This window comes from Xenorhabdus miraniensis (genome assembly GCF_002632615.1).
In genome coordinates this window covers 22,208-47,344 of sequence record NZ_NITZ01000017.1, presented here as the reverse complement: position 1 = coordinate 47,344, position 25,137 = coordinate 22,208, and the positions used below count along the sequence as shown (strand labels likewise).

The 25,137-nt window shown below is 44.3% G+C and carries 13 protein-coding genes; 11 read left to right on the top strand and 2 right to left on the bottom strand.

The window, feature by feature from the left end; translation table 11 throughout:
* The first annotated feature begins 362 nt into the window (after nt 1-362).
* Entirely contained in the window at nt 363-4,478 is a 4,116-nt protein-coding gene (locus Xmir_RS15485) for a non-ribosomal peptide synthetase (RefSeq protein ID WP_099115088.1), read from the top strand.
* Nucleotides 4,475-10,477, top strand: a complete 6,003-nt coding sequence (locus tag Xmir_RS15480) for a non-ribosomal peptide synthetase (protein WP_099115087.1) — start codon at nt 4,475-4,477, stop codon at nt 10,475-10,477. The genes Xmir_RS15485 and Xmir_RS15480 overlap by 4 nt, the downstream gene beginning before the upstream one ends.
* Nucleotides 10,478-10,699: 222 nt before the next feature.
* Here Xmir_RS15480 and rpsT read toward each other — a convergent pair whose 3' ends face one another.
* Nucleotides 10,700-10,960, bottom strand: a complete 261-nt coding sequence (gene rpsT, locus Xmir_RS15475) for a 30S ribosomal protein S20 (protein ID WP_038240544.1) — start codon at nt 10,958-10,960, stop codon at nt 10,700-10,702.
* A 348-nt stretch (nt 10,961-11,308) separates the two neighbouring features.
* On the opposite strand from rpsT, the gene ribF reads away from it, so the two are divergent.
* The 5 genes from ribF to ispH all read left to right on the top strand — a co-directional run bounded on the left by ribF (nt 11,309) and on the right by ispH (nt 17,173).
* A complete protein-coding gene (ribF, locus tag Xmir_RS15465) occupies nt 11,309-12,253 on the top strand; it encodes a bifunctional riboflavin kinase/FAD synthetase (protein WP_099115086.1) in 945 nt (314 codons plus the stop codon).
* 26 nt (nt 12,254-12,279) lie between these two features.
* Nucleotides 12,280-15,093, top strand: a complete 2,814-nt coding sequence (ileS, locus tag Xmir_RS15460) for an isoleucine--tRNA ligase (protein WP_099115085.1) — start codon at nt 12,280-12,282, stop codon at nt 15,091-15,093.
* Nucleotides 15,093-15,599: a signal peptidase II gene (gene lspA, locus Xmir_RS15455; protein ID WP_099115084.1), complete on the top strand. Its 507-nt coding sequence runs from the start codon at nt 15,093-15,095 to the stop codon at nt 15,597-15,599. Before ileS ends, lspA begins: the two co-directional genes overlap by 1 nt.
* A 169-nt stretch (nt 15,600-15,768) precedes the next feature.
* The gene (gene fkpB, locus Xmir_RS15450; protein WP_099115083.1) at nt 15,769-16,239 is read left to right on the top strand and encodes an FKBP-type peptidyl-prolyl cis-trans isomerase; all 471 of its coding nucleotides are present in this window, start codon (nt 15,769-15,771) and stop codon (nt 16,237-16,239) included.
* A complete protein-coding gene (gene ispH, locus Xmir_RS15445) occupies nt 16,220-17,173 on the top strand; it encodes a 4-hydroxy-3-methylbut-2-enyl diphosphate reductase (protein ID WP_099115082.1) in 954 nt (317 codons plus the stop codon). Before fkpB ends, ispH begins: the two co-directional genes overlap by 20 nt.
* Nucleotides 17,174-17,322: 149 nt before the next feature.
* Here ispH and Xmir_RS15440 read toward each other — a convergent pair whose 3' ends face one another.
* A complete protein-coding gene (locus Xmir_RS15440) occupies nt 17,323-17,982 on the bottom strand; it encodes a GNAT family N-acetyltransferase (protein ID WP_099115081.1) in 660 nt (219 codons plus the stop codon).
* 438 nt (nt 17,983-18,420) lie between these two features.
* On the opposite strand from Xmir_RS15440, the gene dapB reads away from it, so the two are divergent.
* The 4 genes from dapB (at nt 18,421) to Xmir_RS15420 (ending at nt 24,955) form a co-directional block, all read left to right on the top strand.
* Nucleotides 18,421-19,242, top strand: a complete 822-nt coding sequence (dapB, locus tag Xmir_RS15435; protein WP_099115080.1) for a 4-hydroxy-tetrahydrodipicolinate reductase — start codon at nt 18,421-18,423, stop codon at nt 19,240-19,242.
* A 435-nt stretch (nt 19,243-19,677) separates the two neighbouring features.
* Nucleotides 19,678-20,838 carry a glutamine-hydrolyzing carbamoyl-phosphate synthase small subunit gene (gene carA / locus Xmir_RS15430; protein WP_099115079.1) on the top strand — a complete coding sequence of 387 codons (1,161 nt, stop codon included), beginning with the start codon at nt 19,678-19,680 and terminating at the stop codon, nt 20,836-20,838.
* Nucleotides 20,839-20,856: 18 nt separating this feature from the next.
* Entirely contained in the window at nt 20,857-24,081 is a 3,225-nt protein-coding gene (gene carB, locus Xmir_RS15425) for a carbamoyl-phosphate synthase large subunit (protein ID WP_099115078.1), read from the top strand.
* A gap of 193 nt (nt 24,082-24,274) precedes the next feature.
* Nucleotides 24,275-24,955: a tyrosine-type DNA invertase gene (locus Xmir_RS15420; protein WP_145956913.1), complete on the top strand. Its 681-nt coding sequence runs from the start codon at nt 24,275-24,277 to the stop codon at nt 24,953-24,955.
* Nucleotides 24,956-25,137 lie beyond the last annotated feature (182 nt).

Sequence of the window (25,137 nt, the reverse complement as noted above, 5' to 3'; positions counted from 1 at the left end):
TTCTTTGGTGTGTTTATATAATGAACCTTTATTATTTAATTCACACATGAATCAAAATAAAAAGCAAAAAAAAGTTCATGCGTTAGCCTTAGTGTTTATAATAAACTAGGAGAATAAATCGAAAAGTATATCGGCTAGTACAAATGGTCTAATTTTAGAAGATTCAATTATGCTTGGTCAACTTGGATAAAATAACAAGAGTTATTAATGACCGGGGAGTGAATGATTTTTATATCGATGCTGATACATTGGAAAATATGTCAGCTATCCTCTGCGATGCAACTTGAAAGCTATAGGGTATATAATCCTTAACAATAAAACATCTCTAATAAGGTATAATAAAAATCTTTTAAAGGTGATATATGAAAAATGCAGCACAAATGTTCAAGGAAGCTGGTAATCAAGGCATTAAATTATTTATTGACAATGGACGATTAAAATACGAAACCAGCCGTGACAGCATTCCATCAGAATTATTCAGAGGATGGATAAATAACAAAAAAAAATTAATCGACTTCCTCACTCAATCTTATCAAAAAGAAGAAACACAATATATAATTTTGGAAAAGAGGCGGGATTATTGGCAGAAACAATTATCAGGTATTTCTCTCTTACACCATTTTCCTTTGGATAACCCACGCCCAGAAAAACAAAGCTTCGAAAAGTGTACTCGTCAGCAACGCATCCCAAAGAACCTCATACAAGAAATAAGCATATTGTGTGCCAGACATGAAGTGACATTATTTACGTTTCTGGAAACCGCTTTTGCTGTGCTGCTGAGCCGTTACAATAATGAAAAAGATATTCTGGTTGGAACACTCATTACAGAAAGAAAGCATTATGATATTGAATCCTTAATTGGTTCTTTCGCAAATTTACTGGTTATCAGAACAGATTTATCCGGTCACCCCACGTTCAGTGAATTGTTAAAGCAAAATAACCACACTATTTTGGATGCCTATGCACACCAAGATCTTCCTTTTGAGATGTTGGTGGAAGACATAAATCCAAATCGAAATTTAAATTATAACCCTATCTTTCAAATCGCTTTTACTCTGGAAACTCCTACTCTGGAAACTTCTGCTCTGGAAAAGAGCCAGCAACAAGACACGGCTTTGAAGCAAGATAATCACATTGACAGCGAAGAATATCTGTCTTTAAAAAATCGGCTGGATTTAGACATTCGGGGTTATGAAGAAGATACAGGTGAATTATCTCTTTTATGGAATTATGACACTAACCTCTTTGAAAGCGTTACGATTGAGAGATTAATTGCCAATTACGAAACCCTGCTTGCCAATATCGTTGAAGCGTTAACACAACGTATTAGTGGAGTGTCGGAGCCTTCTGTTCATCACATCCCACTTTTATCTGATGCTGAAAAGCATACGTTATTGCATGAGTGGAATGGCCCTCAGAAAGATTATCAACCAGCGCGTTGTTTCCACGAATTGTTTGAAGAACAGGCCGTGCGGACACCTGAGAAAACAGCACTGATTTTTGGGGACGATTCGCTGAGTTATCGGGAACTCAATGAACAAAGCAACCAGCTGGCACACTATCTGACTGAACAGGGGGTTGAGCCTGATACGCTGGTTGCACTTTTTATACCGAGATCATTACAAGCGATAGTAGCGCTGTTAGGTATTCTTAAAGCAGGCGGGGCGTATGTACCATTAGATCCCACTTACCCGCAGGCTCGTCTTCAGTATATGCTGGAGCACAGCGAAGTTGAGCTGATCTTGACTGAGACCCATCTGGTCGAAAAATTGCCTGTCAGTCAGCAAAAAGTGATTTATCTGGATACGCAGACCCTACAGTCACACCTGCAAACACGACCGACAAAGAATATCACTGACCGCTCAATGCCTCTGACAGAAGAGCATCTGGCCTATGTGATTTATACCTCCGGTTCGACGGGTAAACCGAAAGGTGTGATGGTGAAACATCAAGGCTGGGTTAATTTGGCATTATCACAGGCGGCACTATTTGGGCTTGATACAAACAGCCGGGTATTACAGTTTGCCTCCTTGAGCTTTGTTGCCATGACCATAGAAATGGCGATGTCTTTTCCTTGTGGCGCAACGCTGTGTTTGATTTCAGAAAAACAGCAACATACCCCTGAACTGCTGGATGATGTGGTTGAACAATACCAAATCACTCATACCATGTTGCCGCAAGCACTATTACCTCATCTGAACTTCGATAAATGGCGCTCTGTCTCAGCCTTACTGTTGGCGGGAGAGGCGCTACCACCACAAATAGCAACTCGCTGGAAACCGGGCAGAAAACTCTTTAACGCGTATGGCGCTACAGAAACCTCTTCCATGGTAACCGCAGGATTATTAACTGATGACCGGGTGACGATTGGCAAACCCTTACCTAACATCGTGGCCCGTATTTTTGATCCGGAACGAAAACTGGTTCCTATCGGGGTCATTGGGGAACTGCATATCGGGGGGAGTCAGCTGTCACGGGGTTACCGGAATGCACAGGAAATCACAGAAAAGCAGTTTATTCGCGATCCCTATGCGGATGACAATGCCAAAAACAGGCTCTACCGGACGGGGGATTTAGCCCGCTGGACATCAGATGGTCAATTGGAGTACATCGGTCGTACCGATTCATTGGTCAAAATTCGTGGTTATCGAGTTGAATTGGGTGAAATTGAAGATACCCTGAATCGGCATGATGCTTTAAGTAGTGCTGCTGTGATCGCATACGGTGAAGACAATGAAGATAAGAGATTGATTGCTTACGTTTGTCCGAATGAACAGTGGATGGGGGAAAGGGCGGCAGAATTTAATACAGACAACATTGAAAGCTGGACAGAAATCTTTGATGAACAATACCGCCAAAGCATCGCTGACGATCCAGCACCGTACGACAGTGATTTCACCGGCTGGGTGAGCAGCTATACCAAACAACCGATTGCCCGTGAGCAGATGGAAGAGTGGCTGGCTGGCACCATGCACCGAATTAACGCACTACAACCGCGCCGGTTACTGGAAATTGGCTGTGGTACGGGTTTACATCTGTATCGCTATGCTGAACAGTGTGAATATGTACTGGCCAGCGATATTTCGGCTGAAATTTTGAACCGGCATCAGCAAATCCTGCAACAACGCGGCTGGCAGCATGTCCGGTTAAGAAAGGGGGATGCGCTTAACTTAGGCGCTTTGGACACCGATGAGTTCGATACCGTCATCATTAACGCCGTTGCTCACTGTTTCCCCAATCGTCAATATCTGGAAAAAGTGTTTGAACAGTTAATGTCGGCTATCTCTGAAGGCGGAAAAATCCTGCTAGGAGATATCCGCAACTTAGATCTGTTAACCGCCCATGCGACCGCCATAGAACAAAGCCAGTTGGATGGGCAGAGTATTCAGGTGGGCGCATTGGCAAACCGCATTCAGCGCCGTTTGCAACAAGAATCAGAGCTTTTACTCAGCCCGGCCTATTTTGCTCAATTGCCTGAACATTACCCAGAAATAGACAGGGTCGATATTCTGGTGAAACGTGGTGTGGGCGATAACGAAATGCTGCGTTACCGTTATGATGTCATCTTATATAAACGAAGTGAAAATACGCAATCTAGCAGCAATTTGCCGTTAACTTGGTGCGATTTTTCTTCCTTTGAAAATCTGCGTAATTTGTTGCATTCGGGTGTGAACGACACTTTTGGTGTTTCTGGTATACCCAATGCCCGCGTGAAAGATGATCTGACTTTGGCGGAGGAGCTACGCCATTGGCCGACAAACCAGATGATATCGCCAACAGAGTATGCCGGCAGCTTCTCCCCACAGGCAGCAAAACAGGTTCAGGAATTCGAATCTCTGCTGCAATATGCGCAGCAGTGCGGTTATCAGTGTGGCGTAACATGGTCACAAAAACAATCGGACATGCTGGATGTGATTTTTAGCCGTGATGAAATGCCGCCTGTACAGGCCCGTCATAACTATAGTCAATCTCAACTGACTAACTATCCGCAAATCTCTGCCGTCGGCGGCGAACTTTCAGAATTACTCAAATCTTTCCTGAAAACGCAATTGCCGGAATATATGGTTCCCAACCTCTATCTCCTGCTGGAGCGAATGCCACTCACACCTAACAACAAAGTGGATAAAAAAGCGCTTCTCACACCCAATGAAGAGGATTTTCATCGCAAAACATATGTTGCGCCGAGAGATGAAGTAGAGCAAAAAATCAGTCAGTTATGGCAAAAATTATTGAATGTCAGTCAAGTTGGTATTGATGACAACTTCTTCACGCTGGGCGGGCATTCATTACAAGCCACACGCCTTATCAGTTCAATACGCAATGAGTTGAAGATCGAAGTACCGTTAATAAGCATTTTTGAACACCCGACGCTTGAGCAGTTGTCACAAGTCATCACAGTTCATCTCATCAAAGAAAAAAGAAAGAATTTCCCGACTGAGCAAAACACAATGCTGGAACTATTGGAAGGTGATATATGAGAAATGCAGCACAAATTATTAATGAAGCTTTAAATCAAGGAATTACTCTATTTGTTTCTGGTAATAAATTGAGATACAGAACTCAACGCGACAGTATTCCCCCTGAGCTGCTCAGTGAATGGAAACACCATAAACAAGCGCTGATCGATTTTCTGAATCAGCTTGATGCAGAAGAAACCAGCATACAACAGTTGCCGGATATTCCGCGTTATAGTCATGCAGAACACTATCCACTCTCCTACGCCCAACAGCGTTTATGGCTGATTGATCAACTGGCTGAAGGCAGCCCGCAGTACAATACTTCGGGAGATTTCAGGCTACAGGAAGTTTTGAATATCAAGGCGTTTGAGGCGGCAGTAAAAACCCTGCTTGAACGCCATGAATCTTTACGCACCCATTTTAAAATGATTGATAACGAGCCACGGCAGGTTATCACTACTTCCTACGACTTACCGATTACACAATATGATCTGTCTGCACTCTCAGAGAGCGAGAAAGAATATCAAGTAAAACAACTTGGCAAAGAAGAAATACAACAAGTTTTCAACCTCAGAACAGATCTGATGTTGCGTATCCGATTGATAAAAATGGCCGAAGAGGATTATGTCATACTCTATACCATTCACCATATTGCCTGTGACGGCTGGTCGATGGGGATATTTTTCAGGGAGCTTCTTACGCTATACCGGGCTTATTGTCAGAATGAGGAAAATCCGCTGCCACCATTAAAAATCCAATATAGTGATTACGCCCGGTGGCAACAGGAGTGGCTGCAAGGGGATATTCTGGAAAAACAACTCAATTACTGGCAGAACCAATTAACCGGTATTTCTCCGGTTCACCGTGTTCCATTAGATAACCCACGCCCGGAAAAACAGAATATTGAAGGGCATGCCCATTTACAGCATATTTCAAAGCATCTGACACAAGAAATCAGAGCATTATGTGCCAAACATGGAGTAACCTTGTTTATGTTTCTGGAAACGGCGTTTTCGGTATTGCTCAGCCGTTACAGTAATGAAAAAGACATTTTGGTTGGCACCGCACTGGCAGGAAGAATGCACCGTGACGTTGAGCCGCTCATTGGACTTTTTGTCAATATGCTGGTTATCAGAACAGATTTATCCGGCCAACCGACTTTCAGTGAACTGTTAAAACAGAACAGTCGCACCATTCTGGATGCCTATACCCATCAGGATCTGCCCTTTGAGGCATTGGTAGAAAAAATCAGTCCGGAGCGGGCGTTAAATCATAACCCTATCTTCCAGATAGTCTTTGCCGGGCAAAATAACCAACAAAATACAGAGTTGGAACACTCTAACATTATTACCTCCGTTATTACCACTAAAGAAGGTTCGCTTCTGGCCCCCCGGTTTGATTTGGAAGTCCATGTTTATGAAGATGAACATGAAGGTGGGTTATCCATTGTATGGATCGCGGACACCCACTTATTTAAACACGAGACGATTGCCCGGTTACTCACCAATTATGAAACACTGCTTGCCAACATTGTCAATATACTGAAACGTCCTGCTGGCACTGTAGAACCCTCTGTGCATGATATCCCGCTCTTGTCTGCCTCTGAAATGCACACCTTAATGTATGAGTGGAATGGGCCAAAGGATGATAGCCAACGAGGGCGTTGTTTTCATGAGTTATTTGAAGAGCAGGTCGTTCGGCATCCTGAAAAAACGGCACTGACTTTTAATGATAACGCCTTAACTTACCGGGCATTAAATGAGCAAGCTAACCAACTGGCACACTATCTGATTGATCAGAGGATTAAACTCGATACACCAGTTGCACTCTGCATTCCGAGATCATTACGAGCGGTTGTGGCATTGTTGGGTATTTTGAAAGCGGGCGGGGCATATGTGCCACTCGATCCCGATTACCCGGAAGAACGTCTGCAATATATGTTAGAGCACAGCGGAGCGCAATTTATCCTGACCGAAACCCATCAGGTGGAAAAGTTGCCTGTCAGCCAGCAAAAGGTGTTTTGTCTGGATACAGAGGAATTGCAGTCACATCTACAAAATCTGTCCACAGAGAATATCACCGACCGTCCGATTCCCTTGATGGAAAATCATCTGGCCTATGTGATTTATACCTCTGGCTCTACAGGCAAACCCAAAGGCGTAATGTTGGAGCATAAAGGTTGGGTCAACCTGGCACTCTCACAAGCGGCCTTATTTGGTGCTGACGAAAACAGCCGGATATTGCAGTTTGCCTCCTGGAGCTTTGATGCCATGATCTTAGAGATGTCAATGTCATTGGCCTATGGCGCAACATTGTATTTGATTTCCGAAACTCAGCGGCGGATCCCTGAACTACTGGATGATTTTGTCGAAAAATATCAGATTACCCATGCGGTTTTGCCACCAGCACTACTGCCTCATTTGAACTTCGAACAGTGGCGTTCAGTTTCAGCTTTATTGCTGGCAGGCGAAGCTGTACCCCCGACAATAGCGGTGCATTGGCAACAAGGCAGAAAATTGTTTAACGTGTACGGCCCTACAGAATGCACCTCCATTGTCACAACCGGTTTATTAACTGATGACCGGATTACGATTGGTAAGCCATTGCCTAACGTCGTGATACGTATTCTCGATCCAAAAGGAGACCTAGTCCCGATTGGCGCTATCGGAGAGCTGCATATCGGTGGCGTTCAGTTGGCACGTGGTTACAGGAATTCACCAGAAATTACCGAAAAGCAATTTATCCGCGATCCATTCGGTGATTCAGAAGACAGACTTTATCGGACAGGCGATTTAGTCCGTTGGACACGAGATGGTCAATTGGAGTTTATTGGTCGTATAGATTCTCAAATCAAAATTCGCAGTTACCGTATCGAGTTAGGTGAAATAGAAACTGCTTTGAGCAAGCATGACGCCTTAAGCAGTGCCGCCGTGATCGCCTATAGTCAAAACAATGAGGATAAAAGACTCATTGCCTATGTCACGCCAACCGCAGCTTGGTTGGCTGAAAAAGCGGCGGTATATAATGAGGATTATCTGGATAACTGGACAGAAATCTTTGATGGGCAATACCGTCAGGAAACAGCCGAACATGGTGAGCCTGATGTTGTCATCAATAACCGCGAAGCAGGCAGTGATTTCGGGGGCTGGGTGAGCAGTTATACCGAACAGCCGATCGCCCTTGACCAGATGGAAGAGTGGCAGGCCGGTATTATGCACCGGATTGACGCGTTGCATCCCCGCCGTTTATTGGAGATTGGCTGTGGTACGGGATTATTGCTGTATCACTATGCCGGGCAATGTGAATATGTGCTGGCAACCGATATCTCGGCTGAAGTCCTAAACCGGCATCAGCAGATCCTGCAACAGCGCGGTTGGTCACATGTCCAGTTACGAAGAGGAGATGCGCTCAATTTAACCGGATTGGCAGACGGTGAATTCGATTCCGTTGTGATCAACTCCGTCGTCCAATACTTCCCTAATATTCAATATATGGACAAAGTGATTGCACAGCTCATCCCCGCCGTCGAAGCAGGAGGAAAAATCTTACTGGGCGATATCCGCAACTTAGATTTGTTAACGGCGCACGTGACGGCCATCGAACAAAGCCGATTGAACGGACAACGTATTGAGGCCGGGATATTGGCAAATCGTATTCAACGCCGTCTGCAACAAGAGCCGGAGTTTTTGCTCAGCCCGACCTATTTTGCTCAATTGCCATCCCGTTATGCGGAAATCAGTCAGGTTGATATCCTGATCAAACGAGGTATCGGTGATAATGAAATGCTGCGTTATCGTTACGATGTCATTCTGCATAAACGAGACAAAAAGGCAGAGTTTTGTCGGGATCTGCCATTAAACTGGTATGATTTTGATACCTTTGATAATCTGCAAAATCTATTACAGACAGGAGCAGATGACACGTTTGGTGTTTCAGGCATTCCAAACAGCAGAGTCAAAGATGATCTTGCATTGGCGGAAGGGTTACGCCACTGGCCGGCAAACCAGGTCATATCCCCGTCAGAATATTCTGGCAGTTTCTCTTCAGAAGCGATGGAACAGGTTCAATCATTTGAATCGCTGCTTCAATACGCTGAACAATGTGGCTACCAGTGTGGCGTGACTTGGTCACAACAGCAGCCTGATTTGCTGGATGTGATTTTCAGCCGGGGTGAATTGCCGCCCGTGCAGGCCCGCCATGACTATAACCAAACCTACTTAGCCAATTACCCGCAAATCTCGACTATTGGCAGTGAACTTTCAGAACTCCTTGAGTCCGCGCTGAGAAAGCAATTGCCGCTATATATGCTGCCCAGCCTTTATATTCCGCTGGAGCGAATGCCGCTCACATTGAATGATAAAGTGGATAAAAAAGCGCTGCCTGTTCCGGAAGAAAGCGACTTACATCAGAAAAATTACGTTGCACCAAGAGATGAAATTGAGGAAAAACTTTGTCAGTTATGGCAAGAACAATTGAAAATTAATCGAGTAGGTATTCATGATAATTTCTTCGCACTGGGAGGGCATTCACTCTTAGCTGCTAAGATTACGGCAACCATTAAAAATAGTTTGAACTGTAATTTCAGTATGCCCCAATTATTCGCCAGCCCGACCATCATTCAAATTGCAGATATAATTAAAAGCACTAAAGAATCTGAAATACCGACACTCAACTCATTACAAACTGCTTCTGATGGGAAAATACCGCTCTATAATTGTCAAAAAGCATTTTTGCCGTTGATACAAAAAGGGATAATAGAACGATGCTTTCATGTACCAATTGCTTTAATGATAAATGGAAAAGTTGATAGCAATGCTTTGAAAAAAAGCTTGAATACTCTTTTAGGACGGCATGAAAGTTTGCGCTTAAAATTCTATCAAGAAAATGAGCAGATATTCGTACAGCCTGACAATGATATGACAATTGACTTTCAGATTGTTGCATTACAGTCAAAAGGAATAGAAAAAGAACAATTAATCAATGAAATTAAAGCATTTTGGAAAGAGGAGCAGAAAATACCTTTTGATATTTATCATGATCCATTAATCAGAGCATTCTTTTTCCCTATTTCGGAGACAAATGCGGCATTATTGTTTGATATTCATCATATGATTTTTGATGGTTGGTCAATCAATATCTTTATGAAAGAGTTTTTACAATTGTATGCGTTCTATTCACAAGGAGAAGCCCCCATACTTCCACCCGCTACCATGCAATATTCTGAGTATATTTATGCGTCGCAAGAACGTCATAAAGCAGAAAAATGTCAAGAACAGCTTAAGTTTTGGCAAAACCAGTTTGCTGGTTTCAATATGGAGTCTGATTCTCTGGCTGATTTCAGTACACATGCAGCGTCAAACGGTCACTTTAATGTTCGCTATATCAAGGTACCCAATTCATTAAATAAAGTGGTTTCACTATATTGTGAAGCTAATAAAATTACGCCATATATGCTGTTTATGGCTCTGTTCCATACTTGTATTTTTATGCATACAGGTGTGTCACAGATAATGACTTCTTCACCACAGTTTGAGCGCGATAGTATAGAAAGCCAGCAAGTAATAGGATTGTTTTTGAATGCCGTACTCGTCAAATCCAGCCTTAATAAGGAGATGAGCTTACACGATATCATTCAACAAATTAGCCAGTCTACCTACAACGCGCTGGAAAACTTAGATGTTCATATGTCGATGGTTATTGATTCTGTTGGTGAAAAAGCAAGGGATGCTATGTTTAACATTATCTTTAACTATATGGATAACTATCTGGATGTAGTTAATGACGAAAAGGAATTATTCGAGAACCTCGGCATAGAGCCAATAATGATTGATCCGACTCCTTTTGAATCACTTGGGATGTATCTTCTCAACAAGCCAAAAAATATCATATGTGGGCTTGAATATAATACAGAACTGTACTCTGAAGAATCTATTGATAGCCTAATCAAATATTATGAACGGTTAATGGATGTCATCATAACGGGTCGGGAGAAAGAAAGTATTAGTCATTTTTATCACTGATATCAGACCGCTGGTAACCTCGGTTGAAAATCGCGCCAACGTGCCAAGTCTTGTAGAAAGCAGTCGTGTAGAAAGGAGTCGTGTGGAAAGGGTTTTACATCCGAAACAGGATGTTGATGAGAGCAGGCCTTGACGGAATACTGGATAAAAAAACCCACATCGCCAACAACCTGAAAAAAAACCGGCTTAAAGCCGGTTTTTTCAGCATAACCAAAACAATAATTACATTGCTTTGATTTGCGCTGCCAGAGCAGATTTATGACGTGCTGCTTTGTTCTTGTGGATCAGACCTTTACAGGCGTGACGATCAACAATTGGTTGCATGTCATTAAATGCTTTCTGTGCAGCTTCTTTATCGCCAGCAGCGATAGCCGCGTATACTTTCTTGATAAAAGTACGCACCATAGAACGACGGCTTGCATTATGCTGACGGCGTTTCTCAGACTGTACGGCGCGTTTCTTAGCTGATTTGATATTAGCCAAGGTCCAACTCCCAAATATATTCTATCGAGGACAATTCAAAGGCCGAGGAATATGCCTGTTCAGCCTTCTTTTGTCAATGGATTTGTGCAAATAAGCGTCGCTGTACAACGACGCTGGTTACGTTGTGATGGGGCGGGATTTTATCAGCTTACTGAAAGGGAATACAGTCTTTCGCAATAAAAAACTGAATGAATCCCAGAGAAATGCGATAAATTAAATATTTTTCGGGCATCTAGCCTATTTTTATTGTATGAATCAGGTTATTAATTAAAACCCTTTGTGATCGTGGGTTAACCTTGTGCTTTGTACAAGGTATAATCCGGCAATTTCCACGGTATTGAGCCAGCTATGGAGCTAATTCGCGGTATACACAATATCCGGGCGCGTCACCATGGTTGCGTGCTGACGATTGGTAATTTTGATGGTGTCCATCGCGGGCATCAGGCTTTATTAAAACACTTGAAGCAAGAAGGGCTGCGCCTCGGGTTACCGACGATGGTCATGATTTTCGAACCGCAGCCTCTGGAAGTTTTTGTTGCAGATAAAGCACCAGCCCGCCTGACACGGCTGAGAGATAAAGTAAAATATCTAGCCCAGAATGGCGTTGATTATCTGTTGTGTGTGAAATTTGACAGGCACTTTGCAGCCAACTCACCTGAAACTTTTGTTTCACAGTTGCTCGTTGAAAAACTGGGTGTTAAGTTTCTGGCAATAGGAGATGATTTCCGTTTTGGCAAAAATCGCCTCGGAGATTTCCACTATTTGCAGCAAGCAGGTAAAGAATACCATTTTGATGTTGCCAGCACCGACAGTTTTTGTGACGGCGGTCTTCGGATCAGCAGTACAGCCATTCGTCAGGCATTGCAAAGCGATGATCTGGCCTTGGCGGAAACCTTACTGGGTCATCCATACAGCATAAGTGGCAGAGTCGTTCATGGTAACCAATTGGGACGTACCATCGGGTTTCCCACGGCCAACATACCATTGAAACGTTTGGTCACCCCTGTTAAGGGCGTTTATGCTGTTGAAGTCCATGGATTGGGCCATAAACCCTTACCGGGTGTTGCCAATATAGGCAACCGCCCCACAGTTGCGGGTCAGGGCCAGCAACTGGAAGTGCATTTGATTGATACCCAAATGGATCTGTATGGGCATCATATCGATGTGGTATTACGCAAAAAATTGCGTGATGAACAGCGATTTGCTTCGCTTGATGCGCTAAAACAGCAAATCGCAAATGATGTGGTTGCTGCGAGGAATTATCTCTTGCAGCGATCCGAGTCATGTATCTAGCGGAAAATTGGAACTGAGAATCTATAATGAGTGACTATAAAGACACCCTGAACTTACCGGAAACAGGGTTCCCTATGCGCGGGGATTTAGCCAAGCGCGAACCAGATATGTTAAGCCGTTGGTACAAAGAAGGTTTGTACCAAGCAATTAGAAAAGCAAAATCTGGCAAGAAATCGTTTATTCTGCATGATGGCCCTCCTTATGCAAATGGCGATATTCATATTGGTCACTCAGTTAATAAAATTCTCAAAGATATTGTTATTAAATCCAAAGGATTATCAGGCTACGATTCGCCTTATATTCCTGGTTGGGATTGCCATGGTTTGCCAATTGAGCTCAAGGTTGAGCAAATTATCGGTAAGCCAGGGGAAAAATTTTCCGCTGCTGAGTTCCGTGCTGAGTGCCGAAAATATGCGATGACTCAGGTCGAAACACAGAAAGCGGGCTTCAAACGTCTGGGTGTACTGGGTGACTGGGATAAACCTTATTTGACGATGGACTTCAAAACTGAAGCCGACATCATCCGTGCATTAGGCCGCATTATCAAAAATGGGCATTTGCTGAAAGGGGTGAAACCGGTTCACTGGTGTACTGATTGTGGTTCCTCCCTTGCTGAAGCAGAAGTGGAATACTACGATAGAACTTCCCCTTCCATTGACGTACGCTTTACGGCCATTGATGCGGATGCCGTGTACGCTAAATTTGATGTACAACCGCAGGGGCTGCCGGTCTCTCTGGTTATCTGGACAACCACTCCATGGACATTGCCTGCTAACCGTGCAATTGCACTGGGTGCGGAAATTACCTACCAGTTAGTCAAAGTCAATAATGAATGTCTGATCCTGGCGGCTGAATTAGTCGAGCTAGTCATGCAGCGTGCAAATATTACGTCATGGGAAGTCATGAGTGATTGCACTGGCGCAGACTTGGAATTGATGCGCTTTAACCATCCATTTATGGGCTTCGATGTTCCAGCCATTCTTGGTGATCACGTAACGCTTGAAGCGGGTACCGGTGCGGTGCATACTGCGGGTGGTCACGGCCCTGATGACTACTCCATCAGCCTGAAATACGGCCTTGAGATTGCAAACCCTGTTGGCCCGAACGGTTGCTATATCTCTGGTACTTACCCTTTACTGGATGGTCAGTTTGTTTTCAAAGCGAACGATATCATCGTTGAGCTGCTGAAAGAAAAAGGCGCTCTGCTCAGTCTGGCCAAAATTCAACACAGCTACCCTTGCTGCTGGCGCCATAAAAAACCGATCATCTTCCGTGCGACGCCACAGTGGTTCATCAGCATGGATAAGAACGGCCTGCGTACCCAGTCAATGAAAGAGATCAAAGACGTACAGTGGATCCCAGGCTGGGGACAAGCGCGCATTGAGTCAATGGTCGAAAACCGCCCTGACTGGTGCATCTCCCGTCAGCGTACATGGGGTGTACCAATGTCTCTGTTTGTTCATAAAGAGACACAAGAGCCGCATCCTCGTACGGTTGAGCTGATCGAAGAAGTTGCCAAGCGTGTTGAAGTTGATGGTATTCAGGCGTGGTGGGATCTGGACGCAACAGAATTGCTGGGCAGTGAAGCGGCTGATTACACCAAGGCTCCGGATACACTGGATGTTTGGTTTGACTCAGGAAGCACCCACTCCTCCGTTGTTGATGCGCGCCCAGAATTCAACGGCAATTCAGCCGATCTCTATCTGGAAGGCTCTGACCAACACCGGGGCTGGTTCATGTCTTCACTGATGCTGTCTACCGCAATCAAAGGCAAAGCACCTTACCGTCAAGTGCTGACTCACGGCTTCACCGTTGATGAGCAAGGACGTAAGATGTCCAAATCCATCGGCAATACTATCAGCCCACAAGATGTAATGAACAAACTGGGTGCAGATATTCTTCGTTTGTGGGTGGCAGCTACTGATTATACCGGTGAAATCGCGGTTTCTGATGAGATCCTGAAACGCTCTGCTGATGCTTACCGCCGTATCCGTAACACGGCTCGCTTCCTGCTGGCAAACCTGAACGGTTTCAACCCAGAACAACATAGTGTGAAACCAGAAGATATGGTTACTCTGGATCGCTGGGCGGTAGGTCGTGCTCAGGCGGCTCAGGCTGATATCCTCAAATACTATGACGAATATGATTTCCACTCCGTCGTTCAGCGCCTAATGCAGTTCTGCTCCGTGGAAATGGGTTCGTTCTATCTGGATATCATTAAAGATCGCCAATACACCGCGAAAAGCGACAGCCTTGCTCGTCGTAGTTGTCAGACTGCATTATTCCATATCGCAGAAGCATTGGTTCGCTGGATGACCCCAATCCTATCGTTCACTGCCGATGAAATATGGAATGAACTGCCGGGCAAACGTGCTCAATATGTCTTCACTGAAGAGTGGTATGACGGGCTATTTGGTCTGGCAAACGGCGAAAATATGGACGATACTTTCTGGGCTGATTTACTGGCTGTACGTGGTGAAGTCAACAAAGTTCTGGAACAGGCTCGTACTGACAAACATATTCGCAGTTCACTGGAAGCGGCTGTCACGCTCTATGCAGATGAAACTCTGGCAGCAAAACTCAACAAGCTGTCTGACGAATTGCGTTTTGTCCTGCTGACTTCTCAGGCAGAAGTTGCGGCGTATACAGCAGCAGGTGATGATGCACAGCAAAGCGAACTTGCCGGCCTTAAAGTGGCCTTCCGCAAAGCGGATGGAGAAAAGTGTCCACGCTGCTGGCACTATACTCAAGATGTGGGCGTGGTGGCGGAACATGCAGAACTTTGCGGCCGCTGTGTGACTAACGTTGTCGGTAACGGTGAAGAGCGTAAATTTGCCTAATGAATAAACCCATTTGTTCCACAGGACTCCGTTGGCTTTGGCTGGTTGTCGTGGTATTGATACTGGATTTGGGCAGCAAATACTTAGTGTTGCAAAATTTCACTTTGTACGAATCCATGCCATTGATACCTTATTTCAATCTGACTTATGCTCAGAATTTGGGGGCTGCGTTCAGCTTTCTGGCTGACAAAGGCGGCTGGCAGCGTTGGTTTTTTGCATTGATAGCCATTGCCATCACGGCAGTCCTGCTCGTGATGATGTATCGCTCCAGTGCTAAGCAAAAACTGAGCAACATTGCCTACGCTTTAGTGATTGGTGGGGCATTGGGAAATTTGTTCGATCGGCTGGTGCATGGCTTTGTTGTCGATTTCATCGATTTTTACGTCGGAGAATGGCACTGGCCTACCTTTAACATTGCAGATTCTGCGATCTGCATCGGTGCAGCTCTCATCATCATTGAGAGCTTTATCAGTCCGAATGACAAAAAAGCAGCACCAAAAACATAGTCTGTTAAAAAACATAGTCCGTTAAAAAAGATAGTCATGAAAAAACAGTCATTGAAAAAATGATAATAAACCAGCCCCAGTGAACAAAGCTGGGGCTGATAAATTTCATCTATACCCAATCCAATAGCGGTATACTTGCAATCATTTTTAAGTAAAAGGTTTGAGCAACATGTCAACGCAGGTGCAAGCGCACAGTGCAGTTTTATTACACTTCACTCTAAAGCTGGATGATGGCTCAACGGCAGACTCGACTTATAGTCAGGGTAAGCCCGCATTATTCCGTCTCGGTGATGGTAGCCTCTCATCCCCATTGGAACAGCAACTTCTCGGTTTAGCCATTGGCGATAAACATCAGTTCACGCTGGCGGGGGAAACCATTTTCGGCAAACACAATCCTGATTTAGTCCAATATTTCACTCCTCGTGATTTTTCCGACGCGGGTACCCCTGAAGTAGGAACTATCATGTTATTTACCGCCATCAACGGCAGTGAAATGCCAGGGCTTATCAAAGAAGTCGCCGAAGGTTCTATCACTGTTGATTTTAACCATCCACTGGCTGAACAAAACATCACTTTTGATATTGAAGTGTTGGAAATTGACCCTCAGTTGGAGGAAACCCATGCAAATATTGCTGGCTAACCCACGTGGTTTCTGCGCTGGTGTTGATCGTGCCATCAGCATCGTAGAGCGAGCACTGGAATTATACGGTGCTCCCATTTATGTCCGTCATGAAGTGGTACATAACCGCTATGTGGTTGACAATCTTAGAAATCGTGGCGCTATTTTTATTGAGGAAATATCAGAAGTCCCTGATGGTGCTATTCTGATCTTCTCTGCACACGGTGTTTCCCAAGCCATTCGTGCAGAAGCCCGTTCCCGTAATCTAACCATGCTGTTTGATGCAACCTGTCCGCTGGTCACTAAAGTTCATATGGAAGTGGCAAGGGCAAGTCGCAAAGGTAAAGAAGCGATTTTGATCGGGCATGCCGGCCATCCTGAAGTGGAAGGCACAATGGGGCAATACAATAACCCTAAGGGTGGCATGTATCTTGTAGAATCGCCGGAAGATGTGTGGAAACTGCAAGTTAAAGATGAAAACAACCTCTGCTTTATGACACAAACGACACTTTCTGTTGATGACACATCAGAAGTGATTGATGCCCTTAACGCAAGGTTCCCCAATATCGTCGGCCCACGCAAAGATGATATCTGCTATGCCACAACTAACCGTCAGGAAGCCGTCCGTGATTTAGCTTCCGGCTCTGATATTGTTTTGGTTGTTGGTTCTAAAAACTCATCAAATTCAAATCGGCTGGCTGAACTGGCACAACGTGTAGGAAAGCCCGCTTATTTGATTGATTCCGCAGATGATATCAAAGAAGAATGGATTAACGGCGCGAGCGCAGTAGGTGTAACAGCGGGGGCATCCGCACCGGATATTTTGGTGCAGCAAGTTATTGAACGCCTGAAAACTTTTGGTGCAGAAACAGTTAATGAGTTGCATGGGCGAGAAGAAAACATCGTTTTCGAAGTACCAAAAGAGTTACGAGTTGAAGTGAAAGAAATTAATTAACTTAAGCTCAACGCTTTCAAGATCAGATAAGTCCAATGTCGGCTTTTTCAGGTTGGAAGATGGGTTGGGAAGGATAAGAAATTAATCCCGACCCGATCTCCCACAAAAATCCGAATACATTACGATGTCTTGAGTACTCTGTCTGAAATTTAGCTAAACCTATATTTATAAGTATTAGTTGCCTCATCATATTTCCATTTGTCATTTCTCTCAATGGGATGTAATTCCATGTGAGATTCTATCTCAACAAATCCCATATCCACATATGCCGGTATAGCTCTAAGTAATGGACGAAGTTTTAGATTACCGTCCTTCCCCAATCGTTGTGATTTATTTACTGCCTGTTCAAGCAATAAAGCCCCACAACCTCGAATACCGCAATGAGTTGCTAAATAATTAACTTTAGGAAAATCAGGGAATTCATTATCTCCCGGGGAAAGCTGCAACCCCCCTATAGGGCTCCCCCTAAAATAAGCAACAAAAAATGACACTCCCGATTCTTTTGTACGTAGATTTGCATTAATTAATATATCACTCAATATCTCATACGCCCCAGTAAACCGACTATTCCATTTTTCTTGCTCATTATCATAATTGCCTGAATAAATAAAACATTCCCAGCTATTATCCTTCATTTCTTTTCTTACTTTCATCATTTCACTTGATGCTTCTTCTGGACTAACTTCCTTAATGACGATGGATGCTCTTATATCGACTGAGCTTGGCCACTTTCCCGAAAAGGATTGAGACCGGATTAAAGAGCCAGGTGTTAAAGGTTGATGAATATTAAAAGATTTTGATCTTAACATAATGTTATCTCCAATGAATAAAATTATTTAATTACCAAATAAAAATCTAAAAATATAACGTCATTTTTACAATGAGTTTCTATCTATCCTTTTATTACATTAATAAATATAATATTTACACTTAAATTTTTTAATTAATAATATAAATAGAAATAACCAATCAACTATATTAAGTGAACAAATGACCTCCAAGATAGCATTTTTGTTACACCATCTTAATCCAGATTTCCATGCCACACATCATTCAAATTACCTATTCAGATAAATAACGACTCGTAACAATATATCCGCTGTTTAGTATTTTTTATAACTGTCTGTCTGATCGCTGTTTTTCTAATGACCTTTACCTAAGTCTGGCACAACCGTCCCCTGACAGTTAAGCTGTAAAATAATTTTCTTTGTCACCCCCAATTAAAAACGATTTACAGAGAGGGTCTTATGGCTGATACAGATATTCGCGTGGCTATCGTAGGTGCAGGTGGTCGCATGGGACGCAACCTTATTCAGGCTGTTCAACAACTGGATGGTGTTACACTTGGCGCAGCACTGGAACATTCCGGTTCTTCTTTAGTGGGAAGTGATGCCGGAGAATTGGCGGGTATCGGTAAGAATGGAATTACGATTAGTGACGATCTGCATCATGTCATTGAGCAGTTTGATGTACTGGTCGATTTCACCCGTCCTGAAGGCACATTAACGTACCTCGCTATTTGTCGGCAGTATCGCAAGTCAATGATCATTGGCACAACCGGCTTTGATGATGCCGGTAAGCATGCCATTGAAGAAGCCTCCCGTGAAATCCCGATTGTTTTTGCTGCTAATTTTAGTGTTGGAGTCAATTTGGTACTGAAATTGCTGGAAAAAGCCGCCACGGTTATGGGGGAATATGCGGATATCGAAATTATTGAAGCTCACCATCGCCATAAAGTGGATGCCCCGTCAGGAACAGCACTCGCAATGGGAGAATCTATCGCCAATACGTTAGGCCGGGATCTTAAAACCTGTGCAGTCTATGCCCGCGAAGGCTATACCGGAGAGCGAGATCCGAAAAGCATTGGGTTTGCCACCATACGAGCAGGAGATATTGTTGGAGAGCATACTGCGATTTTTGCAGATATTGGTGAGCGTGTAGAGATAAGTCACAAGGCTTCAAGCCGCATGACTTTCGCTAATGGTGCGATTAAGGCAGCAATATGGATAAAAGGTAAAAATTTCGGGCTTTATAACATGAAAGACGTACTTAATCTCGAAAATATTTAATCTATAAAATATATAACCTACTGTAATTACGTGATTATTTTCCATAAAATTACGTAATTACAAGTAAAGAATAATTTTATATAAAAACAAACATTATCCTATGTTTTCATAGTTATAATTTACCTTTTTGTTACCTTTCTTCCATCAACGTGAAAAAAGTCACACTTTTTTCCTGTTTTTCAGTTTTCTCTCGTACTAATCGAATATCTTCCCCTCTTTCCTTATGCTTTTCAGCCATATTGGCTCAATGTAAGGCTAAGAGTTGTAAAAAAAACAATAAAAATGCCATTTTTTATAGACAAGCCCCCCTCTCATCATTAGAATGCGCGCAATTTGCCAAAATTTTGACAAAAATCATGATTGGCATTGATTTTAAGGATTAATTCTGAATTAATATGCAGTGGATGCGATTTATTATTCATTCTGGAGGGTGTTTTGATTAAGTCAGCTATATTGGTTCTAGAAGATGGAACCCAATTTCACGGTCGCGCCATTGGTGCAGAAGGTGTGGCTGTTGGAGAAGTAGTCTTCAATACCTCAATGACCGGATATCAAGAAATACTTACCGACCCTTCCTATTCCCGCCAAATTGTTACTCTTACTTATCCTCATATTGGTAATGTCGGCATCAATGCCGCTGATGAAGAATCCCCCGCCATTCAAGCCCAAGGCTTAGTCATTCGCGATTTACCCTTAGTAACTAGCAACTTCCGCAGTGAAGAAAATCTGTCTGATTACCTGAAACGTCACAATATTGTAGCCATCGCTGATATTGATACACGCAAACTGACCCGTCTATTAAGAGAAAAAGGGGCGCAAAACGGCTGTATCATCGCGGGTAATGAGGCAGATGCCCAAGTTGCACTGGAAAAAGCAAAAGCATTCCCCGGCTTGAAAGGCATGGATTTAGCAAAAGAGGTTACAACAGCACAATCCTATCAATGGGTACAAGGAAGCTGGACACTTGAAGGTGGCTTGCCTGAAGCACGCAAAGAACAAGAATTACCTTACCACATCGTGGCCTACGATTTTGGTGTTAAGCGTAACATCCTGCGTATGCTGGTCGATCGCGGTTGCCGCGTTACTGTCGTTCCGGCAAAAACTCCTGCTGATGAAGTACTGAAAATGGCGCCAGATGGCATTTTCCTGTCCAATGGTCCCGGCGATCCAGAGCCATGTGATTATGCTATTGAAGCAATCAAAACTTTCCTGAATACCGAAATCCCTGTATTTGGCATTTGCTTAGGGCACCAATTACTGGCACTGGCCAGTGGTGCAAAAACCGTGAAAATGAAATTTGGTCATCACGGTGGCAACCATCCGGTTAAAGATCTGGATCGTGATGTCGTCATGATCACGGCGCAAAACCACGGCTTTGCTGTTGATGAAGACTCATTACCCGCCAATCTGCGCGTGACCCACAAATCTCTCTTTGATGGCACATTGCAAGGCATTCACCGTACTGATAAGCCAGCATTCAGTTTTCAGGGGCATCCTGAAGCCAGCCCTGGCCCACATGAAGCCGCTTCACTGTTCGATCACTTTATCGAGTTAATTGAGCAATATCGCCAAACAAACGTTCAGAACACTAAATAATCAGGAGAAAAAGAAAAAATGGCAAAACGTACTGATATTAAAAGTATTCTGATTTTAGGTGCTGGCCCGATTGTTATCGGTCAGGCTTGTGAGTTTGACTACTCCGGGGCGCAGGCGTGTAAGGCGCTAAGGGAAGAAGGCTATCGCGTCATTCTGGTGAACTCTAACCCTGCAACCATTATGACCGACCCGGAAATGGCGGATGCAACTTACATCGAGCCAATTCACTGGGAAGTTGTACGCAAAATCATTGAAAAAGAGCGCCCGGATGCAATTTTGCCAACGATGGGTGGACAAACTGCCCTGAACTGCGCATTGGAACTGGAGCGTCAGGGAGTTCTGAACGAATTCGGCGTCACCATGATTGGTGCAACTGCTGATGCAATTGATAAGGCCGAAGATCGCCAGCGTTTTGACAAGGCGATGAAAAAAATCGGCTTGGACACAGCACGTTCGGGTATTGCCCACACCATGGAAGAAGCGTTGGCGGTAGCTGAAGAGGTTGGCTTCCCTTGTATTATCCGCCCTTCTTTCACCATGGGCGGAACTGGCGGCGGTATTGCCTACAACCGCGAAGAATTTGAAGAAATTTGTGAACGTGGTTTAGACCTCTCTCCAACCAATGAACTGCTGATCGATGAATCCCTGATTGGCTGGAAAGAGTATGAAATGGAGGTGGTGCGTGATAAAAACGATAACTGCATCATCGTCTGCTCCATTGAAAACTTCGACCCAATGGGCATCCATACCGGTGACTCCATCACCGTTGCACCTGCACAAACACTGACCGACAAAGAATACCAAATCATGCGTAACGCATCGATGGCGGTCTTACGTGAAATCGGTGTAGAAACCGGGGGTTCAAACGTACAATTTGCGGTGAATCCGAAAAATGGTCGTTTGATCGTCATTGAAATGAACCCCCGCGTATCCCGTTCTTCGGCGCTGGCCTCCAAGGCAACAGGCTTCCCAATTGCGAAAATCGCAGCAAAACTGGCGGTAGGCTATACCCTTGATGAGCTGATGAATGACATCACGGGCGGACGTACCCCAGCGTCTTTCGAACCTTCGATTGACTATGTTGTGACGAAAATTCCTCGCTTCAACTTCGAGAAATTTGCTGGCAGCAATGATCGTCTGACTACTCAGATGAAATCTGTTGGTGAAGTGATGGCGATTGGTCGTACATTCCAGGAGTCTTTGCAGAAAGCCCTGCGCGGTCTGGAAGTCGGTGCGACCGGATTCGATCCTAAAGTCAATCTGGATGATCCACAATCCCTGACCAAAATTCGCAGCGAGCTGAAAAATGCAGGCGCTGAGCGTATCTGGTATGTCGCAGACGCATTCCGCGCGGGCATGTCAGTTGATGGTATCTTCAACCTGACCAATATCGATCGCTGGTTCCTGGTTCAGATTGAAGAATTGATCCGTCTGGAAGAACAAGTTGCAGAACAAGGCGTTAACAGCCTGACTGTTGATTTCCTGCGTCAGCTCAAGCGCAAAGGTTTTGCCGATGCACATTTGGCGAAACTGGTAGGCATCTCTGATAAAGAGATCCGCAAATTGCGTCATGACTATAACCTGTATCCCGTGTACAAGCGTGTTGATACTTGTGCGGCAGAATTCGCCACCGATACCGCTTACATGTACTCCACATACGAAGACGAATGTGAAGCGAATCCGAACAACGATAAGCCAAAAATCATCGTATTGGGTGGTGGCCCGAACCGTATCGGGCAAGGCATTGAATTCGATTACTGCTGTGTCCACGCTTCACTGGCCCTGCGTGAAGACGGTTATGAAACTATCATGGTGAACTGTAACCCTGAAACGGTTTCCACTGATTACGATACGTCAGATCGTCTCTATTTTGAACCGGTGACACTGGAAGACGTACTGGAAATTGTACGTGTTGAACAGCCAAAAGGAGTGATCGTTCAGTATGGCGGCCAGACTCCACTGAAACTGGCACGTGAGCTGGAAGCCGCGGGTGTACCTATTATCGGCACCAGCCCTGATGCCATTGACCGCGCAGAAGATCGTGAGCGTTTCCAGCAGGCCGTTAATCGCCTTGGCCTGAAACAACCTGCGAACGCCACGGTTACAACTATCGAACAAGCGGTTGAGAAAGGTAATGCACTGGGTTATCCACTGGTTGTTCGCCCATCTTATGTATTGGGCGGACGCGCAATGGAAATCGTGTATGACGAATCTGACCTGCGCCGTTACTTCCAGACTGCGGCTAGCGTATCCAACGATGCCCCCGTCCTGCTGGATCGCTTTCTGGATGATGCAGTTGAAGTAGACGTAGATGCCATCTGTGATGGTGAGCGCGTTTTGATCGGCGGTATCATGGAACACATCGAACAAGCGGGTGTTCACTCTGGTGATTCTGCGTGTTCTTTACCGGCTTATACTTTAAGTAAAGAAATTCAGGATGTTATGCGCCAGCAAGTTGAAAAACTGGCCTTTGAACTGCGTGTCCGTGGCCTGATGAATGTTCAGTTTGCGGTGAAAAATAACGAAGTTTACCTGATTGAAGTCAACCCACGGGCAGCGCGTACCGTGCCATTCGTTTCCAAAGCGACCAGTTTGCCGCTGGCAAAAGTCGCGGCACGCGTCATGGCGGGTCAATCCCTGCTTGAGCAAGGTGCAATTGAAGAAATCATTCCACCTTACTACTCCGTAAAAGAAGTGGTTCTGCCATTCAATAAATTCCCGGGCGTTGACCCAATTCTGGGGCCAGAAATGCGTTCTACGGGTGAAGTCATGGGCGTTGGCCGTACCTTTGCGGAAGCCTTCTCAAAAGCTATGTTGGGCAGTAACTCCACCATGCGCAAAAAAGGCCGTGCATTGTTGTCAGTACGTGAAGGTGATAAAGAGCGTGTGGTCGATTTGGCGGCTAAGTTGCTTAAACATGGCTTTGAACTGGATGCGACTCACGGTACGGCAGTCGTCTTAGGTGAAGCAGGGATCAACCCACGTTTAGTCAATAAAGTCCACGAAGGACGCCCACATATTCAGGACAGAATCAAAAACGGTGAATATGACTATATCGTCAATACCACCGCAGGCCGTCAGGCAATTGAAGATTCAAAACTGCTGCGTCGTAGCGCACTGCAATATAAAGTGCACTATGACACAACCCTGAATGGTGGCTTTGCAACCACCATGGCACTCAGCGCAGATCCTACTGAACAAGTTATTTCTGTACAAGAAATGCACGCAAAGATTGTCAAATAATATACCGTCATATTTGACAGTATTCGCTTAAAAAACGGCTTCCCCAAGGTTGGAAATCCAACGAGTAAGGAAGCCGTTTTATTTGGCGTTTTGTTTATTAATGATGCTTAATATTGCAGTCTGTAAATAATCAGCAACAATCATAGTAGGCATCTTTGATAATCATAGGGAGTCGAATACTGTGTCAAACATCATGTTAAAGCGTAAATATTTAACCCACTCGGAAATTGAAGTATTGCTCAAGGAATTGGAAAAACACCCTCATGCAGATCGCAACATCTGCATGATATTTATGGGTTTTATCCACGGTTTCCGGGTGTCTGAATTGCTGGGTTTGAAACTGTCTGATATCGATTTGGAGGGCAAAAAACTACGGGTACAACGATTGAAGAATGGTTTTTCCACGATCCATCCAATGGTAGCGCGGGAAATTCAATTAATACGGAAATGGCTTTCACTGCGTCAGCGCTATAAAAACAGTGATCAAAGTGATTGGTTATTCTTGTCACGAACCGGGGCGCGCATGTCACGCCAACAGTTTTATAAGATCATCCGGCAAACCAGTTTAAAGGCTAATTTAGCGGTTTGCGCGAATCCGCACATGTTACGACATTCTTGCGGCTATGCGCTGGCGGACAATGGTGTGGATACCCGCTTGATTCAGGACTATTTAGGCCATCGAAACATTCGCCATACGGTCCGCTACACCGCGAGTAATGCAGGCCGCTTCGAGACGATATGGCAAGAAAGAGGGAAACGAAAATTGTCGACAATTAGTACCAAACTGTTAACCAATAAATTTTCCCACTTTTTCAACACCATTTATCTTCACGTCTTTCGCAAGAATCAAAATAACTCTTTGATTCAAGCTTAAAAAATTTCCCTCCTATCCTAACCCCACACTTTGTTTTTCCCTTATCAAAATATTCCTTTTTTGCTATCACATTGAACAAAAGTTTAAATTGCTCGACATCGAAAGCTATATAAATTAAAACCTCCATTGATGTTGGAGTAATAAACCAAAATAATATTCAAACTAAGTTTAATCATCCTGGG

Bases quoted from the DNA above. Each gene is read 5' to 3' on its own strand.
- Xmir_RS15485 (WP_099115088.1), top strand. From the start codon at position 363: ATGAAAAATGCAGCACAAATGTTCAAGGAAGCTGGTAATCAAGGCATT.
- Xmir_RS15480 (WP_099115087.1), top strand. From the start codon at position 4,475: ATGAGAAATGCAGCACAAATTATTAATGAAGCTTTAAATCAAGGAATT.
- ribF (WP_099115086.1), top strand. From the start codon at position 11,309: ATGGAGCTAATTCGCGGTATACACAATATCCGGGCGCGTCACCATGGT.
- ileS (WP_099115085.1), top strand. From the start codon at position 12,280: ATGAGTGACTATAAAGACACCCTGAACTTACCGGAAACAGGGTTCCCT.
- lspA (WP_099115084.1), top strand. From the start codon at position 15,093: ATGAATAAACCCATTTGTTCCACAGGACTCCGTTGGCTTTGGCTGGTT.
- fkpB (WP_099115083.1), top strand. From the start codon at position 15,769: ATGTCAACGCAGGTGCAAGCGCACAGTGCAGTTTTATTACACTTCACT.
- ispH (WP_099115082.1), top strand. From the start codon at position 16,220: ATGCAAATATTGCTGGCTAACCCACGTGGTTTCTGCGCTGGTGTTGAT.
- Xmir_RS15440 (WP_099115081.1), bottom strand. From the start codon at position 17,982: ATGTTAAGATCAAAATCTTTTAATATTCATCAACCTTTAACACCTGGC.
- dapB (WP_099115080.1), top strand. From the start codon at position 18,421: ATGGCTGATACAGATATTCGCGTGGCTATCGTAGGTGCAGGTGGTCGC.
- carB (WP_099115078.1), top strand. From the start codon at position 20,857: ATGGCAAAACGTACTGATATTAAAAGTATTCTGATTTTAGGTGCTGGC.
- Xmir_RS15420 (WP_145956913.1), top strand. From the start codon at position 24,275: ATGTTAAAGCGTAAATATTTAACCCACTCGGAAATTGAAGTATTGCTC.